The sequence below is a fragment of the Pseudomonas sp. S150 genome (genome assembly GCF_004526365.1).
Lineage (GTDB): Bacteria > Pseudomonadota > Gammaproteobacteria > Pseudomonadales > Pseudomonadaceae > Aquipseudomonas > Aquipseudomonas putida_A.
The window spans coordinates 2,569,275-2,585,093 of the sequence record NZ_CP038207.1; the positions used below are offsets into that span (position 1 = coordinate 2,569,275).

10 protein-coding genes and 1 pseudogene are annotated in these 15,819 nt (G+C 61.8%); 7 read left to right on the top strand and 4 right to left on the bottom strand.

Annotated features, from left to right (window positions below; translation table 11 throughout):
* The first annotated feature begins 147 nt into the window (after positions 1–147).
* From E3Z29_RS11930 to prpD, 6 genes are all read left to right on the top strand, one after another.
* Positions 148–870 carry a GntR family transcriptional regulator gene (locus tag E3Z29_RS11930; protein WP_177416209.1) on the top strand — a complete coding sequence of 241 codons (723 nt, stop codon included), beginning with the start codon at positions 148–150 and terminating at the stop codon, positions 868–870.
* Entirely contained in the window at positions 867–1,760 is an 894-nt protein-coding gene (prpB, locus tag E3Z29_RS11935) for a methylisocitrate lyase (RefSeq protein WP_007960897.1), read from the top strand. Before E3Z29_RS11930 ends, prpB begins: the two co-directional genes overlap by 4 nt.
* A 136-nt stretch (positions 1,761–1,896) precedes the next feature.
* Positions 1,897–3,024 (top strand): 2-methylcitrate synthase, encoded by a 1,128-nt coding sequence (gene prpC / locus E3Z29_RS11945; RefSeq protein WP_134785841.1) that lies wholly within the window; start codon positions 1,897–1,899, stop codon positions 3,022–3,024.
* A gap of 201 nt (positions 3,025–3,225) precedes the next feature.
* Entirely contained in the window at positions 3,226–5,820 is a 2,595-nt protein-coding gene (gene acnD, locus E3Z29_RS11955; protein WP_134785842.1) for a Fe/S-dependent 2-methylisocitrate dehydratase AcnD, read from the top strand.
* A 54-nt stretch (positions 5,821–5,874) separates the two neighbouring features.
* Positions 5,875–7,077, top strand: coding sequence for a 2-methylaconitate cis-trans isomerase PrpF (gene prpF, locus E3Z29_RS11960; RefSeq protein WP_134785843.1), 1,203 nt, complete (start codon positions 5,875–5,877; stop codon positions 7,075–7,077).
* A gap of 556 nt (positions 7,078–7,633) precedes the next feature.
* On the top strand, positions 7,634–9,118 hold the full coding sequence (gene prpD, locus E3Z29_RS11965; protein ID WP_134785844.1) for a 2-methylcitrate dehydratase: 1,485 nt from the start codon (positions 7,634–7,636) through the stop codon (positions 9,116–9,118).
* 23 nt (positions 9,119–9,141) lie between these two features.
* Here prpD and E3Z29_RS11970 read toward each other — a convergent pair whose 3' ends face one another.
* The 4 genes from E3Z29_RS11970 to E3Z29_RS11985 form a co-directional block, all read right to left on the bottom strand.
* Positions 9,142–10,464: an AAA-associated domain-containing protein gene (locus E3Z29_RS11970; protein WP_134785845.1), complete on the bottom strand. Its 1,323-nt coding sequence runs from the start codon at positions 10,462–10,464 to the stop codon at positions 9,142–9,144.
* Positions 10,465–10,478: 14 nt separating this feature from the next.
* Positions 10,479–12,224, bottom strand: a complete 1,746-nt coding sequence (locus E3Z29_RS11975; protein WP_134785846.1) for an ABC transporter permease subunit — start codon at positions 12,222–12,224, stop codon at positions 10,479–10,481.
* Positions 12,225–12,500: 276 nt separating this feature from the next.
* Entirely contained in the window at positions 12,501–13,229 is a 729-nt protein-coding gene (locus E3Z29_RS11980; RefSeq protein ID WP_134785847.1) for an alanyl-tRNA editing protein, read from the bottom strand.
* Between the two features lie 66 nt (positions 13,230–13,295).
* Complete coding sequence (locus E3Z29_RS11985; protein ID WP_134785848.1) at positions 13,296–14,213, bottom strand: DMT family transporter; 918 nt, start codon at positions 14,211–14,213, stop codon at positions 13,296–13,298.
* A gap of 83 nt (positions 14,214–14,296) precedes the next feature.
* Here E3Z29_RS11985 and E3Z29_RS11990 point away from each other — a divergent pair.
* Positions 14,297–15,707 (top strand): annotated as a pseudogene (locus E3Z29_RS11990) (PLP-dependent aminotransferase family protein).
* Positions 15,708–15,819 lie beyond the last annotated feature (112 nt).

A 15,819-nucleotide genomic window follows, 5' to 3' on the forward strand; every position in this document is an offset into this window, starting at 1 on the left:
GCGCCAGCGCCCGCACCGGTCTATAACCCTTGGGGTAGCCAAGGAGGGTTATTAGACGATTGTCGACAATGTGTATTTATCCTTTGACTGATGTGGGCGAATTGGCTAGTTTTTGCCGCATTGGATTTAAAGGTGTCGACAATCATGCTGGATCAACTCGATCCCCCGGTCATCAGCGGCGAGGATTCCGAGACGCTCTCGGAAAACGTCTTCCGGCGCATCCAGGCGGCCATCGTCAAAGGCGAGATCGCCCCAGGCAGCAAGATCTCCGAACCCGAGCTGGCGCGCACTTATGGCATCAGTCGCGGGCCGCTGCGCGAGGCCATTCATCGGCTTGAAGGTCAGCGACTGTTGGTGCGCGTACCGCATGTCGGCGCGCGGGTGGTGTCGCTCAGCCACGCCGAATTGCTCGAACTCTACGAAATCCGCGAATCCCTTGAAGGCATGGCCTGCCGGCTGGCGGCCGAGCGCATGAGCGTCGAAGAAATCGACGAACTGCGCCGGGTGCTGGAAACCCACGAGCGCGACGCGGCGTTCCAGGCTGGCGTCGGCTATTACCAGCAGGAAGGCGATTTCGACTTTCACTACCGGATCATCCAGGGCAGCGGCAATCGCACGCTGACGCAAATGCTTTGCGGCGAGCTGTACCAACTGGTGCGCATGTACCGCATCCAGTTTTCCACCACGCCCAACCGCCCGCGTCAGGCCTTCGCCGAACACCACCGGATTCTCGATGCCATCGCCGACCGTGACGGTGAACTCGCGGAATTGTTGATGCGCCGTCACATCGGCGCCTCGAAACGCAACATCGCCCGTCATTACCAGGACGGCGCCGACAATAAGACAGCCACTGAACGAGGTGAGTCATGAGTTCCAAGCAGAACACTCCAGGCCAGCGTTTCCGCGATGCGGTCGCCAGCGAGCATCCATTGCAGGTGGTCGGCGCGATCAACGCCAACCACGCGCTGCTGGCCAAGCGTGCCGGTTTCAAGGCGATCTACCTGTCCGGTGGCGGGGTGGCCGCAGGCTCGCTCGGCGTGCCGGACCTGGGCATCACCGGCCTGGATGACGTGCTGACCGACGTGCGGCGCATCACTGACGTCTGCGACCTGCCGCTGCTGGTGGACGTCGACACCGGTTTCGGCTCGTCGGCGTTCAACGTGGCGCGCACCGTGAAGTCGATGATCAAGTTCGGCGCGGCGGCGATTCACATCGAGGACCAGGTCGGCGCCAAGCGTTGCGGCCACCGTCCGAACAAGGAAATCGTCAGCCAGCAGGAAATGGTCGACCGCATCAAAGCCGCCGTCGATGCCCGTACCGACGACAGCTTCGTGATCATGGCGCGTACTGACGCGCTGGCGGTGGAAGGTCTGGAGTCGGCACTGGATCGCGCCGCGGCGTGCATCGAGGCCGGCGCCGACATGATCTTCCCGGAAGCCATCACCGAGCTGGAGATGTACAAGCTGTTCGCCAACCGGGTAAAGGCGCCGATCCTCGCCAACATCACCGAGTTCGGCTCGACACCGCTGTACACCACCGAGCAGCTTGCAGGGGCGGATGTGTCGCTGGTGCTGTACCCGTTGTCGGCGTTCCGCGCGATGAACAAGGCAGCGGAAAACGTCTACACCGCGATCCGCCGCGACGGCACCCAGCAGAATGTCATCGACACCATGCAGACGCGCATGGAGCTTTACGATCGCATCGATTACCACACGTTCGAGCAGAAGCTCGATGCGTTGTTTGCACAGAAGAAAGGCTGAATTAAACCCTGTGGGAGCGGGCTTGCTCGCGAAGACGGACTGATATCCAACATTGATGTCGACTGATCCAGCGCTTTCGCGAGCAAGCCCGCTCCCACACGTTTCCCCTACAAATTCAAGAAGATTGGAGACAGCAATGGCCGAAGCAAAAGTACTCAGTGGCGCCGGGCTCCGTGGCCAGGTTGCCGGGCAAACCGCACTGTCCACCGTGGGCCAGGCCGGTGCCGGGCTGACCTATCGCGGCTACGACGTGCGTGAACTGGCAGCAGACGCGCAGTTCGAAGAAGTGGCTTACCTGCTGCTGTACGGTGAGCTGCCGACCCAGGCACAACTTGACGCCTACCAGCAAAAGCTGAGCAAGCTGCGCGACCTGCCGCAAGCACTGAAAGAAGTGCTCGAACGCATCCCCGCTGACGCCCATCCGATGGACGTGATGCGCACCGGTTGCTCGTTCCTCGGCAACCTCGAGCCGGAGAAAGACTTCTCCGAACAGCGCGACAAGACTGACCGTCTGCTGGCCGCATTCCCGGCGATCATGTGCTACTGGTATCGCTTCAGCCACGACGGCAAGCGCATCAACTGCGTCAGCGACGAACCTACGATTGGCGGCCACTTCCTGCACCTGCTGCACGACAAGAAGCCGAGCGAACTGCACGTCAAAGTGATGAACGTGTCGCTGATCCTTTACGCCGAGCACGAATTCAACGCCTCGACGTTTACCGCTCGCGTTTGCGCATCGACCCTGTCCGACCTGTATTCCTGCGTCACGGCGGCTATCGGTTCGCTGCGTGGCCCGCTGCATGGCGGCGCCAACGAGGCGGCAATGGAAATGATCGAGCGCTTCTCGTCGCCGCAAGAGGCGATCAAAGGCACCCTCGGCATGCTCGAGCGCAAGGACAAGATCATGGGCTTCGGCCACGCGATCTATAAGGACAGCGATCCGCGTAACGAGGTGATCAAGGGCTGGTCGAAAAAACTCGCCGACGAAGTCGGTGACAAGGTGCTGTTCCCGGTCTCCGAAGCCATCGACAAGACCATGTGGGAGCAGAAAAAACTGTTCCCCAACGCCGACTTCTACCATGCCTCGGCGTACCACTTCATGGGCATCCCGACCAAGCTGTTCACGCCGATCTTCGTCTGCTCGCGCCTGACCGGCTGGGCCGCGCACGTGTTCGAACAGCGCGCCAACAACCGCATCATCCGTCCAAGCGCCGAGTACATCGGCGTTGAGCAGCGCAAGTTCGTGCCAATCGAACGTCGCTGAATGGTGAGCTGACCCGATCCTTGAAGCCACCACAAATCCCTGTAGGAGTGAGCCTGCTCGCGATGACGGACTGACATTCACCATTGATGTCGACTGATCTACCGCTATCGCGAGCAGGCTCACTCCTACAAGGGACGGTGTGAATCTTGAGTCGGGCGTCTGCCCACCCTTTGAAACTACCGTGACCCGAGTCCTGACCCGATGAACACAGCATTCCGCAAAAACCTGCCCGGCAGTTCCCTGGATTATTTCGACGTCCGTGCGGCGGTCGAGGCGATTCAGCCCGGCAGCTACGACACCCTGCCGTACACCTCCCGCGTGCTGGCGGAAAACCTCGTGCGTCGCTGCGACCCGGCCACGCTCAGCGATTCGCTGAAACAACTGATCGAGCGCAAACGCGACCTCGACTTCCCGTGGTTCCCGGCACGCGTGGTGTGCCACGACATTCTCGGCCAGACCGCACTGGTCGACCTCGCCGGCCTGCGTGACGCGATCGCCCTGCAGGGCGGTGACCCGGCGCAGGTCAACCCGGTGGTGCCGACGCAACTGATCGTCGACCACTCGCTGGCGGTGGAAGCGGGCGGTTTCGACAAGCAGGCGTTCGAGAAGAACCGCGCCATCGAAGACCGGCGCAACGAAGACCGTTTCCACTTCATCAACTGGACCAAAAAGGCCTTCAAAAACGTCGACGTGATCCCGCCGGGCAACGGCATCATGCACCAGATCAACCTGGAGAAAATGTCTCCGGTGATCCAGGTGCGCGACGGTGTGGCGTTCCCCGACACCTGTGTCGGCACCGACAGCCACACCCCGCACGTCGATGCGCTGGGCGTGATCGCCATCGGCGTCGGTGGCCTCGAAGCCGAGAGCGTGATGCTCGGTCGCGCCTCGTGGATGCGCCTGCCGGAGAGCGTCGGCGTCGAACTGACCGGCAAGCTGCAACCCGGCATCACCGCCACCGACATGGTGCTGGCGCTGACCGAATACCTGCGCAAACAGAAAGTCGTCGGCGCCTGGCTGGAGTTCTTTGGCGAAGGCGCGTCCGCGCTGACCCTCGGCGACCGCGCAACCATCTCCAACATGGCCCCGGAATACGGCGCCACCGCAGCGATGTTCTACATCGACCAGCAGACCATCGACTACCTGAAACTCACCGGTCGCGAAGACCAGCAAGTGCAACTGGTCGAGCAGTACGCCAAACTCAACGGCCTGTGGGCCGACAGCCTGAAAGGCGCGCAATACGAGCGTGGCCTGACTTTCGATCTGTCGTCGGTGGTGCGCAACATGGCCGGCCCGAGCAATCCGCACGCCCGTGTGGCGGTAGCGGATCTGGCGGCCAAAGGTATCTCCGGGCAGTGGGATGACGTGCCGGGGCAAATGCCCGACGGCGCGGTGATCATCGCCGCCATCACCAGCTGCACCAACACCAGCAACCCGCGCAACGTGATCGCCGCCGGCCTCTTGGCGCGTAATGCCAACAAGCTTGGCCTGACCCGCAAGCCGTGGGTCAAATCCTCGCTGGCACCGGGTTCAAAAACCGTGGCGCTGTACCTCGATGAAGGGGGGCTGACCACCGAGCTGGAGCAACTTGGTTTCGGCGTCGTCGCGTTTGCCTGCACCACCTGCAACGGCATGTCCGGCGCCCTCGATCCGGTGATCCAGCAAGAGATCATCGACCGCGATCTGTATGCGACGGCCGTGCTTTCCGGCAACCGTAACTTCGACGGCCGCATCCACCCGTACGCCAAGCAGGCGTTCCTCGCCTCGCCGCCGCTGGTGGTCGCGTACGCCATCGCCGGGACCATCCGTTTCGACATCGAGAAAGATGTGCTGGGCGTGGTCGACGGCAAGGAAATCCGCCTGAAAGACATCTGGCCGAGCGACGAAGAAATCGACGCGGTGGTGAAGTCGTCGGTGAAGCCGGAGCAGTTCCGGCAGGTCTACATTCCGATGTTCGCCATTCACGAAGACACCGGCCCGAAAGTCACGCCGCTGTACGACTGGCGCGAGATGAGCACCTACATCCGCCGTCCGCCGTACTGGGAAGGTGCGCTGGCCGGCGCGCGGCCGCTGAAGGGCATGCGCCCGCTGGCGGTGCTGCCGGACAACATCACCACCGATCACCTGTCGCCCTCGAACGCGATCATGCTCGACAGCGCCGCCGGCGAATACCTGGCGAAAATGGGTCTGCCGGAAGAAGACTTCAACTCGTACGCCACGCACCGTGGCGACCACTTGACCGCGCAACGCGCGACCTTCGCCAACCCGAAACTGTTCAACGAAATGGTTCAGGAAAACGGCAAGGTCAAACAGGGTTCGCTGGCCCGCGTCGAGCCGGAAGGCAAGGTGATGCGCATGTGGGAAGCCATCGAAACCTACATGGAGCGCAAGCAGCCGCTGATCATCATTGCCGGTGCCGACTACGGTCAGGGTTCGTCCCGCGACTGGGCGGCGAAGGGCGTGCGGCTGGCGGGTGTCGAAGCGATCGTCGCCGAAGGTTTCGAGCGTATCCACCGCACCAATCTGGTGGGCATGGGCGTATTGCCGCTGGAGTTCAAACCGGGCACCGACCGTCACACGCTGGCCATCGACGGCAGCGAAACCTACGACGTGATCGGCGCCCGCACCCCGCGCGCCGACCTGACGCTGGTGATCCACCGCAAGAACGGCGAGCGCGTTGAAGTGCCGGTGACCTGCCGCCTCGACACCGCTGAAGAAGTGTCGATCTACGAGGCCGGCGGCGTGTTGCAGCGCTTCGCCCAGGACTTCCTCGAAGAGTCGGCTGTTGCCGTTTAAATCACGTAGTGCGAGCGCGGGTCGGTTGACCCGCGTTTGCGGATAAGGAGCACCATGGCTCACGCAGCTCATTTCGCACCGCAGATCAAAATCCCCGCCACATACATGCGCGGCGGCACCAGCAAAGGCGTGTTCTTCAGCCTCAAGGATCTGCCCGAAGCCGCGCAGGTTCCCGGCCCCGCCCGCGATGCCTTGCTGCTGCGGGTGATCGGCAGCCCCGACCCGTACGACAAGCAGATCGACGGCATGGGTGGTGCCACGTCGAGCACCAGCAAAACCGTGATCCTGTCGAAAAGCAGCAAGGCCGATCACGACGTCGATTACCTGTTCGGTCAGGTCTCCATCGACAAGCCGTTCGTGGACTGGAGCGGCAATTGCGGCAACCTCTCGGCAGCGGTCGGTTCGTTCGCCATCAGCAACGGTCTGGTGGAGGCCCGCCGCATTCCGCACAACGGCGTGGCGGTGGTGCGCGTGTGGCAGGCCAACATCGGCAAGACCATCATCGCCCACGTGCCGATCACCAACGGCGAGGTGCAGGAAACCGGTGATTTCGAACTCGACGGCGTGACCTTTCCGGCCGCCGAAGTGCAACTGGAGTTCATGGACCCGGCAGCGGAAGAAGAGGGCGGCGGCGGTTCGATGTTCCCCACCGGTAACCTGATCGACGAGCTGGAAGTGCCGGGTGTCGGCACGTTCCAGGCGACCATGATCAACGCCGGGATTCCGACGATTTTCGTCAACGCCGCAGACATCGGCTACACCGGCACCGAGCTGCAAAGCGCGATCAACAGCGACCCGAAAGCCCTGCAGATGTTCGAAACCATCCGCGCCTACGGTGCATTGCGCATGGGGCTGATTTCGAATCTGGACGAAGCGGCCAAGCGACAGCACACGCCGAAAGTCGCGTTCGTCGCCAAGCCTGCGGATTACATCGCGTCCAGCGGCAAGGCGATCGCTGCCGCTGATGTGGATTTGCTGGTGCGTGCGTTGTCGATGGGCAAATTGCACCACGCGATGATGGGCACGGCGGCGGTGGCAATCGGCACGGCGGCGGCGATTTCCGGGACTTTGGTGAATCTCGCGGCGGGCGGTGTCGAGCGCAACGCGGTGCGCTTCGGCCATCCGTCCGGGACGCTGCGCGTAGGCGCCGAGGCCAGTCTGGAAAACGGTGAGTGGGTCGTGAAAAAGGCCATCATGAGCCGCAGTGCGCGCGTCCTCATGGAAGGTTTCGTCCGTATCCCTGGCGACTCTTTCTGATCCAGTATCGATGCCCTCACCCCAGCCCTCTCCCGGAGGGAGAGGGAGCAGACCGAGTTGTAATTGGATGTCCTGCGACCTGAAGCATCTTGGCGATTATGGATTCACGGGAGAGCTTTCAGGTCGACGTATGTGTTGAATATCACCCTAGCCCTCTCCCGGAGGGAGAGGGAGCAGACCGAGTTGTAATTGGATGTCCTGCGACCTGAAGCATCTTGGCGATTATGGATTCACGGGAGAGCTTTCAGGTCGACGTATGTGTTGAATATCACCCTAGCCTCTCCCGGAGGGAGAGGGAGCAGACCGAGTTGTAATTGGATGTCCTGCGACCTGAAGCATCTTGGCGATTATGGATTCACGGAAGAGCTTTCAGGTCGACGTATGTGTTGAATATCACCCGGTCGGTTCCCTCTCCCTCCGGGAGAGGGCTAGGGTGAGGGAAACAATCCACTGACGAAACATCACAAAGCAGACACCACGATCTGCTCTGAACAAAAAACCAACCAGCCCCTGAGGAAGACCACCCCACTCATCATTCCCCACCAGGAGAACCGCAATGAGCGCCAACGTCGACCAGAACAACCGCCCCGACTACGACCGTGTCCTGCAGGACATCGCCGATTACGTCCTCACCTTCAACGTCGAATCTGCCGAAGCCCTCGACACCGCCCGCAACTGCCTGATGGATACCCTCGGCTGTGGCCTGCTGGCGTTGCGTTTTCCCGAATGCACCAAGCACCTTGGCCCCATCGTCGAGGGCACCGTCGTGCCGTTCGGGGCGCGGGTGCCGGGCACTTCCTATCGCCTCGACCCGGTGAAAGCCGCGTGGGACATCGGCTGCGTCGTGCGCTGGCTCGATTACAACGACACCTGGCTCGCCGCCGAGTGGGGGCATCCGTCGGACAACCTCGGCGGAATTCTCGCGGTGGCCGATCACCTGTCGCAAAAGCGCGTTGCCAATGGTGAGAAGCCGCTGACGATTCGCGATGTACTTGAAGCGATGATCATGGCCCACGAAATTCAAGGCGTGATCGCTCTGGAAAACTCGTTCAACCGCGTCGGCCTAGACCACGTGCTGCTGGTGAAAGTCGCTTCGACCGCCGTCACCGCCAAACTGAGGGGGGGCAATCGCGAGCAACTGCTGTCGGCGTTGTCCCATGCCTTCGCCGATGGTCAGGCGCTGCGCACCTATCGCCATGCGCCGAACGCCGGATCGCGTAAATCCTGGGCGGCGGGTGATGCGACCAGCCGCGGAGTGCGTCTGGCCGACATTGCCCTGCGTGGCGAGATGGGTATTCCCGGGGTGTTGACGGCCAGGCAGTGGGGCTTCTACGACGTATCGTTCAGCCATACCAATAACGATCTGGCGCTCAAGCCCGAAGGCAAACGTGCCTTCAGTTTCTCGCGGCCCTACGGCAGTTACGTGATGGAAAACGTGCTGTTCAAGATCAGCTTCCCCGCCGAATTCCATGCGCAAACGGCCTGCGAAGCAGCGGTGACCTTGCATCCGTTGGTGCGCAACCGCTTGCATGAAATCGACCGCATCGTCATCACCACCCATGAGTCGGCGATTCGCATCATCTCCAAGGTCGGGCCGCTGGCCAACGCCGCCGACCGCGACCACTGCCTCCAATACATGACCGCCGTGCCGCTGGCATTCGGCAATCTGCTGGCCGAGCAATACGAGGACGATTTCCACGCCGCGCACCCGATCATCGATGTGCTGCGCGAGAAGATGGTCATCGTCGAAGACCCGCGTTTCACCCGCGAGTATCTGGAGGCCGACAAGCGCTCGATTGCCAACGCGGTGCAGGTGTTTTTCAAGGACGGATCGAGCACCGAGAACGTGGTGGTGGAATACCCGATCGGCCACCGTCGCCGCCGCGCCGAGGGCATCCCGTTGCTGGAGGACAAGTTCAAGGCCAACCTGGCGACGCGTTTCACCGGCCAGCGCAGCAACGAGATCTTCACCCTGTGCAAGGATCAGCAAGCGCTCGAAGCCACGCCGGTCAATCGCTTCGTCGACCTGTTCGTGATCTAGGCCAACGCCAGAGGTGTCGCGGGCTACAGGCTGCCCTCGACATCCTCCAGGCTGAAGGTTTCGGTGTGGTCGTCGTAGGAGAAAATCTCCGCATAACGACCCCAGGCGATCACCACTTCCAGGGTTCTCTCGACGAACGCTTCGGTCAGCGAGTCCTGCAGTTCCTGCTCGAAACGTACCCGTGGCGCGCGGTGACCATTGCGCTCCAGCAGTACCTGACGGATGCGCGCGGCCAGCGGCACGTGGCGAATCAGGTGCTCGGCAAACAGGGTTTTGCGCTCCTGGGTGCCGTAGTCGGCGAACAGTTTGCCGGCGTCGGTCAGGGTGATGTCGGCGCCTTTGAGTTCAGCGAAACCGAGGTGCTCGATCATCTCGGCCACGGGGAACAGGTCATCGACTTCCAGCAGACGCCGTTCGGCCACGGTGGGCAGGCCGGCGTGGCCGTTGTAGGGTTCGGCGGCGATGGTTTCGATCAGACCGGCCATCAGGTTGGTCGAGACCTCAGGCAGCGGACTGCTCATTTTCAGCTCGGGTTTGCCGGCGCTGGCATCGGCGCTGCGCCGGTCAGTCATCTGCGCGTAAATGTCGTCGACCATCTGCCGGAAAGCCGGATCCAGGCGGTTGCGTGGATGGGCGAACGGCACTTTGATTTCCGCCACCACCCGTCCCGGGTTGGACGACAACACCAGAATGCGGTCGCACATCAGCACCGCTTCTTCGATGTTGTGGGTGACGATCAGGATCGATTTGATCGGCAGTTGCTTGCCGCTCCACAGGTCCAGCAGATCCGTGCGCAGGGTTTCGGCGGTCAGTACGTCCAGTGCCGAAAAGGGTTCGTCCATCAGCAACAGGGTCGGGTTGACCACCAGCGCACGCGCGAAGCCCACGCGCTGGCGCATGCCGCCGGACAACTCGCGCGGGTAGGCGTTTTCGAAACCGTCGAGGCCGATCAGGTCGATCGCCGCCAGCGCCCGTTTACGCGCAGCCTTGCGTTCGACCTGCAAGGCTTGCAGGCCGGCCTCGACGTTTTCCAGCACCGTCAGCCACGGGAACAGGGCGAAGGTCTGGAACACCATCGCCACACCTTCGGCCGGGCCGTGCAGCGGCTGGCCGTTGTACAGGACATCGCCCGATGACGGTTCGATCAGGCCGGCAATGATCCGCAGCAAGGTGGATTTGCCGGAGCCGGAGCGGCCGAGCATGCCGACGATCTCGCCTTCGCGCAGGGTCAGATCGACCCCGCTGAGCACTTGCAGTTCTTCCTTGCCCTTGCCAAACACCCGGTTCACATCGCTGAGCGAGTAGATTTCGGGGCTGGCGGCGGTTTGTCCGGTATAGGTATTCATCGCAGCGAGTCCCATCAGTTCAGGCGCAGTTTGTTTTCGGCCACGGCGTACATCGGTCGCCAGACCAGACGATTGAAGGCCACGACAAAGATCGCCATGACCACCACGCCGAGGGTGATTTTCGGAAAATCTCCGGCGGCGGTGGTCTGGGCGATATAGGCCCCGAGACCGTGGGCAACGACTTTGTCCTGCCCCCAGGAGACGAATTCGGAAACGATGCTGGCGTTCCACGCACCGCCCGAGGCGGTAATGGCGCCGGTCACGTAGTACGGGAAAATGCCCGGCAGCATGACTTTGCGCCACCACAACCAGCCGCGAATGCGGAAGTTGGCGGCGGCCTCTTTGTAGTCATTGGGGAAGGCGCTGGCTCCGGCGATCACGTTGAACAGGATGTACCACTGCGTGCCGAGCACGATCAGCGGGCTGAGCCAGATGTCCGGGTTCAACTGGTAGCGCAGGATCACGATGACGAATACCGGGAACAGCAAGTTCGCCGGAAATGCCGCGAGGAACTGCGCCAGCGGCTGGATCTTTTCCGCCAGCGCCGGACGCAGGCCGATCATCACTCCCAGCGGCACCCAGATCAGCGAAGCAATGAGAATCAGACCGGCCACTCGCAGCAAGGTGAAGAACCCCAGCAGCAATACATGGCCGACCTCGGCGAGCGTCACTTCTGTGCCGACATACAGGACGATGTGATAAAGCGCATAAGCCGTGAGCAGCGCGATCAATGTGCCCCAGATCCAGTCGATCATTTTCGCTCTGCTCGGGTTGTCCGCGCTGAGGGTGTGGCGCGCCGCGCGCGGCAGGTTCAAGCGCATGTTGCCCAGCCGGCTGATGGCGCGGCTGAACGGGCGCAGCAGGCGCTGGATCAAGCGGGTGCGCTGGATCAGGTTCAGTACCCAGGATTCGGGCGCGGCGGTCTGCGAGGCGGTGTTTTCCATGCGGAACTTGTCGGCCCGGGCCACCAGCGGGCGGAACAGGAACTGGTCGTAGATCAGGATCACCACGATCATCGTCAGGATCACGTAACCCACCGCGTGCAGGTCTTTCTGCGCGATGGCCATGGCCAGATACGAGCCGATACCCGGCAGGGTGATGGTCTGGTCCCCCACCGTGATTGCTTCCGACGCCACCACGAAGAACCAGCCGCCGGACATGCTCATCATCATGTTCCACACCAGCCCGGGCATGGCGAAAGGCACGTCGAGTTTCCAGAAACTCTGCCAGCCGGACAGTTGCAGGTTGGTCGACACCTCCACCAGATCCCGCGGCAGCATGCGCAGCGACTGATAGAAGCTGAAGGTCATGTTCCACGCCTGACTGGTGAAAATCGCAAAGATCGCAGCGAATTCCGCCCCGAGTACCCGGCCGGGAAACATCAGCAAAAAGAAGGTCACGGTGAACGAGATGTAGCCCAGCACCGGCACCGATTGCAGGATGTCCAGCACCGGCACCAGCAGTTTTTCGGCGCGACGGCTTTTCGCGGCCAGGGTGCCGTAAAGCAGGGTGAACACCAGCGCCGCGACCATCGCCGCGAGCATGCGCAGGGTGGTCCGCATGGCGTATTCCGGCAGGTTGCCCGGATCGAGGGAAATCACTTCGCTCTGCAAGGTGGCGATTGGCGCCCAGGTTTCCCGGGCGGTGATCGAGAAAAACAGCAAGAAGCCGATCACCAGCGGCATGGCGATCAGGTCCCAGCGATTGGGCAGCAAGCGCCGGGTCGTGGCCGGGATGTAGTGACGGAACACTTTCTTCATACGCAGTGATTCCAGCGGTGTCCAAGGGGGCGCGGCAGTCTGAGCGTAGCTTCTGTCTGCACGACCCACCGAGTGAGCGGATGCTCGTTCTTCAGGTTCAAGTGGGAGGTGAATGTTGCGGGCCCGCTGAATTCATCAGGCCAGGAGGGCTGGCGCATCCGGTTTGGGAACCGGATGCGCTGCTTGCGCGGATTGTATATTTCCAGATGTTACAAAGACGTAAAGACCGTGTCTGTTTTGAGTGAAGAAACTTTCATCCGGTAAATGCCCGTCCGCCTACGCGAAACGCAGGATTACCCGGCGATTGTTGCGGCTTTTCTTCTCGATTTTTTCGCAATACACCCGGCCGATTTCCCGGGTGTTGTGCACATGGGTGCCGCCACAGGGCTGGATGTCGACGCCGCTGACCTCGACCATGCGCAAGTCACCCTGAATGACGGGCGGCTTGACCGTCTTGCTGCCGGTCCTCTCCAGCAAGGCGGGGTACTCGGCGGCCGGCATCGACAGGGTATTGACCGTGCAGGCCTGTTCGATCAGCGTGTTGAGGTCGCGGGTGATGCTGTCCTTGTCGAGGGTCATTTCCGGCAGATCGAAATCCAGTCGGCCCTTGTCGGCGCTGATGCTGCACCCGGTGACTGGCGCATTGATCAGCGCACCGAGCAGATGCAGGCAGGTATGCATCTTCATGTGCTGATAGCGCCGCTCCCAGTCGAGACTGGCGTTGATCAATGCGCCGGTACACAACTGCGGCGGGCACTCCTGCACCTGATGCCAGATGATCGACGGCAGCAGGGGATCGCGCACCGTCCCGGTGACTTCGATCCGCGTGCCATCCACCAGACTGAAATGCCCGGTGTCACCCGGTTGCCCGCCACCGGTTGGGTAGAAAAGGGTGTGTTCCAGCACGACGGCCTGATCGACCACTGCGATGACTCGGGCACCAAAGGCGCGCCGGTAGGGTTCGCTGTTAAACAGGCTGAGGGTTTCCATGGTGTGTACCGACATTTGAACCTCCGATGTTCAAAGTTGAGTGGTGTGTGAGCCCTTGTGCTCACCTCGGGTCGTGGGCTTTCAGCGTTTGAGCGGTAGCTTGGTGATCGCGAAACCGGCGAGCAGGATTGCCGAGTACAGCATCAGGTCCCGCGAGATCGGCGTGCCTTCGTACCAGGCGCCGATGAGCAGGGCGAATACCGGGAAGATAATGAACACGAACGACAACAGCACCGGGCTGAGGCGTTTGAGCAGGATGAAATACACGATAAAGCCGCCCACTGACGCCACCAGTCCGAGGTACAGCAGAGCGCCCCATGAGCGCGCGGTCACGTCCTTGAATACCGGTGCTTCCACGTTCAAGCCGACAATAAATAACATCAGCCCGGCGATGCCGATCGGCAGGGTGTTGTAGGTGATCACGCTGATCGCGCTGCCGTGCTTTTTGGTCACCACGTAGCACAGCGCATGCAGGATCGCCGCGCACAGAATCGCCAGTACGCCGAGCCATTCCGCCTGATCCAGATGCAGGCCCTGGCTGCGAATGATCATGAACAGACTGGCGAAACCGATGGCGATACCGAGCATCTGTGTGGGGAGGATTTTCTCGCGCAGAAACAGCGCGGAAAAAATCAGGATAAATACCGGCATGCAACTGAACAGCAGCGCTGTCAGACCGGACGAAACGTGCATCTCGCCGTAGTTGAGCAGGTAGTACGGCAGGCTGAAGTACGACAGCGTGACGAACACGAAAAACCAGCGACTCTGTCGCGGGAACAACAGCGGTTCCCTGCGCAGTGCGGCGAAGCTCAGGAACAGCGGAAAGGCGATCACAAAGCGCAGGCCCGCGGCGGTCAGTGGCGGCACGCTTTCCACGGCAATCCTGATCCCCAGCCACGTAGTGCCCCAGCTCAGGCAGACGATCAGAAACGTGCTGGTGAGCAATCCGGCGAGCCACGGTTTGCTGGCGTTCAACGGTGCGCTGATGGCAGTCGACATGCTTGGTGCTCCGCATTGACCTGGTAGTTGAAAAGGGGCTATCCCTGATTGAACCTGTTTTCAGCACGCTATTCGGGGCGACAATGACTGTCAAAGTAAGTATTGCCATGGTGTCAATCCTCCGCGACGGCCTCGCCAACGGGGTGGGGGTAAAGTACAAGCGCCTGGCGGATGCGGTGCAGCAGGCCATCGCCGAAGGCGTGATTGCGGCGGGAGCGAAATTGCCGCCGCACCGGCTGTTGGCCGATAGCCTGGGCGTGACCATCGGCACCATCAGTCGCGCCTATGGCGAACTGGAGCGGGTCGGTCTGGTGGTGGCCCGGGTCGGCGATGGCACTTATGTGCGTGAGCGCGGGATGGAGCGGCCGCAGGACAAGGGCTTTCGCAATGTCAGCGATGAGCCGCGCGCCTGTTTCGACATGAGCCGCAATCAGCCGATCCCCGGGCAGGAAGCGGCATTCATGAGCCAGACCCTGCACAGCCTCGCCAGTGATCCGCGCGGCTTGCAGCAGTTGACCGGTTACACCGTCGAAAGCGGTTTGCTGCGGCATCGGCAGGCGGGGGCGCGCTGGTTGAGTCATGGCGCGTTTCAGCCGCACGCCGATCAGGTGTTGTGCGTCAATGGCGGCCAGCATGGCTTGCTGTGCGCCTTGATGGGCGGTGCTCAAGGCCGGCGATACGCTGGTTACCGAGCATCTGACCTATCCAGGCCTGATCAGCGTCGCGCGCCAGTTGGGGATCAAACTCATCGGTGTCGCAATGGATGACGAAGGGCTGCTGCCGGCAGCGCTGGACGACGTCTGCCGGCAGCACCGTGTCTCGGCGCTGTACTGCACGCCGACGATTCAGAACCCGACGGCAGCAGTCATGTCCGTGCCGCGGCGCGAAGCGATTGCCGACATCTGTCGCCAACACAATCTGCTGATTTTCGAGGACGACGCACATGCGGTGCTGGCCCGCCAGCGACCGTTGCCGCTGAGCCATTTCGCCGCCGAGCGCGCGGTGTTGATCGGCAGTCTGAGCAAGGCCGTTTCAGCCGGTCTGCGGGTCGGTTATCTGCATGCACCGCAAGCGCTGATCGGGCGCCTGAGTGCGGCCATTCGCGGCACCTGCTGGATGGCTAATCCGCTGGCGATGGAGTTGGCGAGCCGCTGGATCGACAACGGCATGGCCGAGCGTTTGCTGGATGAGCAGATCAGCGAGATCGGCCGGCGCAAGGCGCTGGTCGCACCGGTGTTGGCGGGGTTCAATTACAAGGCGGATGCGCATAGCCCGCACTTCTGGATTGAGGTGCCGGAGCTGTGGCGGGCCTCGCAGATTGCTGCGGAACTCAAGGAAAACAATTATCTGGTGGCCACCGCCGAGGCCTTTGCGGTCGGGCATGCGGCGGTGCCGCAGTTCATTCGAGCGAGTGTGTGCAATGCGGTGGGGGATGACCGATTGTTGCTGGGCGGGTTCGAGGCTCTGGCGCGGGCATTAACGGAAACCGTGTAATCGTTCTTCGCGAGCAAGCCCGCTCCCACATGCGATCGCATTCCAGCTGGAGGAGCTCGATCAACCTGTGGGCGCGGGCTTGCTCGAAGGCGTCAGAACAGACGCCACAAAT

What these genes read in the sequence shown, in the direction of transcription:
- prpD (WP_134785844.1), top strand. Translation starts at nt 7,634, where the DNA reads ATGAGCGCCAACGTCGACCAGAACAACCGCCCCGACTACGACCGTGTC.
- prpF (WP_134785843.1), top strand. Translation starts at nt 5,875, where the DNA reads ATGGCTCACGCAGCTCATTTCGCACCGCAGATCAAAATCCCCGCCACA.
- E3Z29_RS11975 (WP_134785846.1), bottom strand. Translation starts at nt 12,224, where the DNA reads ATGAAGAAAGTGTTCCGTCACTACATCCCGGCCACGACCCGGCGCTTG.
- prpB (WP_007960897.1), top strand. Translation starts at nt 867, where the DNA reads ATGAGTTCCAAGCAGAACACTCCAGGCCAGCGTTTCCGCGATGCGGTC.
- acnD (WP_134785842.1), top strand. Translation starts at nt 3,226, where the DNA reads ATGAACACAGCATTCCGCAAAAACCTGCCCGGCAGTTCCCTGGATTAT.
- E3Z29_RS11980 (WP_134785847.1), bottom strand. Translation starts at nt 13,229, where the DNA reads ATGTCGGTACACACCATGGAAACCCTCAGCCTGTTTAACAGCGAACCC.
- prpC (WP_134785841.1), top strand. Translation starts at nt 1,897, where the DNA reads ATGGCCGAAGCAAAAGTACTCAGTGGCGCCGGGCTCCGTGGCCAGGTT.
- E3Z29_RS11985 (WP_134785848.1), bottom strand. Translation starts at nt 14,213, where the DNA reads ATGTCGACTGCCATCAGCGCACCGTTGAACGCCAGCAAACCGTGGCTC.
- E3Z29_RS11970 (WP_134785845.1), bottom strand. Translation starts at nt 10,464, where the DNA reads ATGAATACCTATACCGGACAAACCGCCGCCAGCCCCGAAATCTACTCG.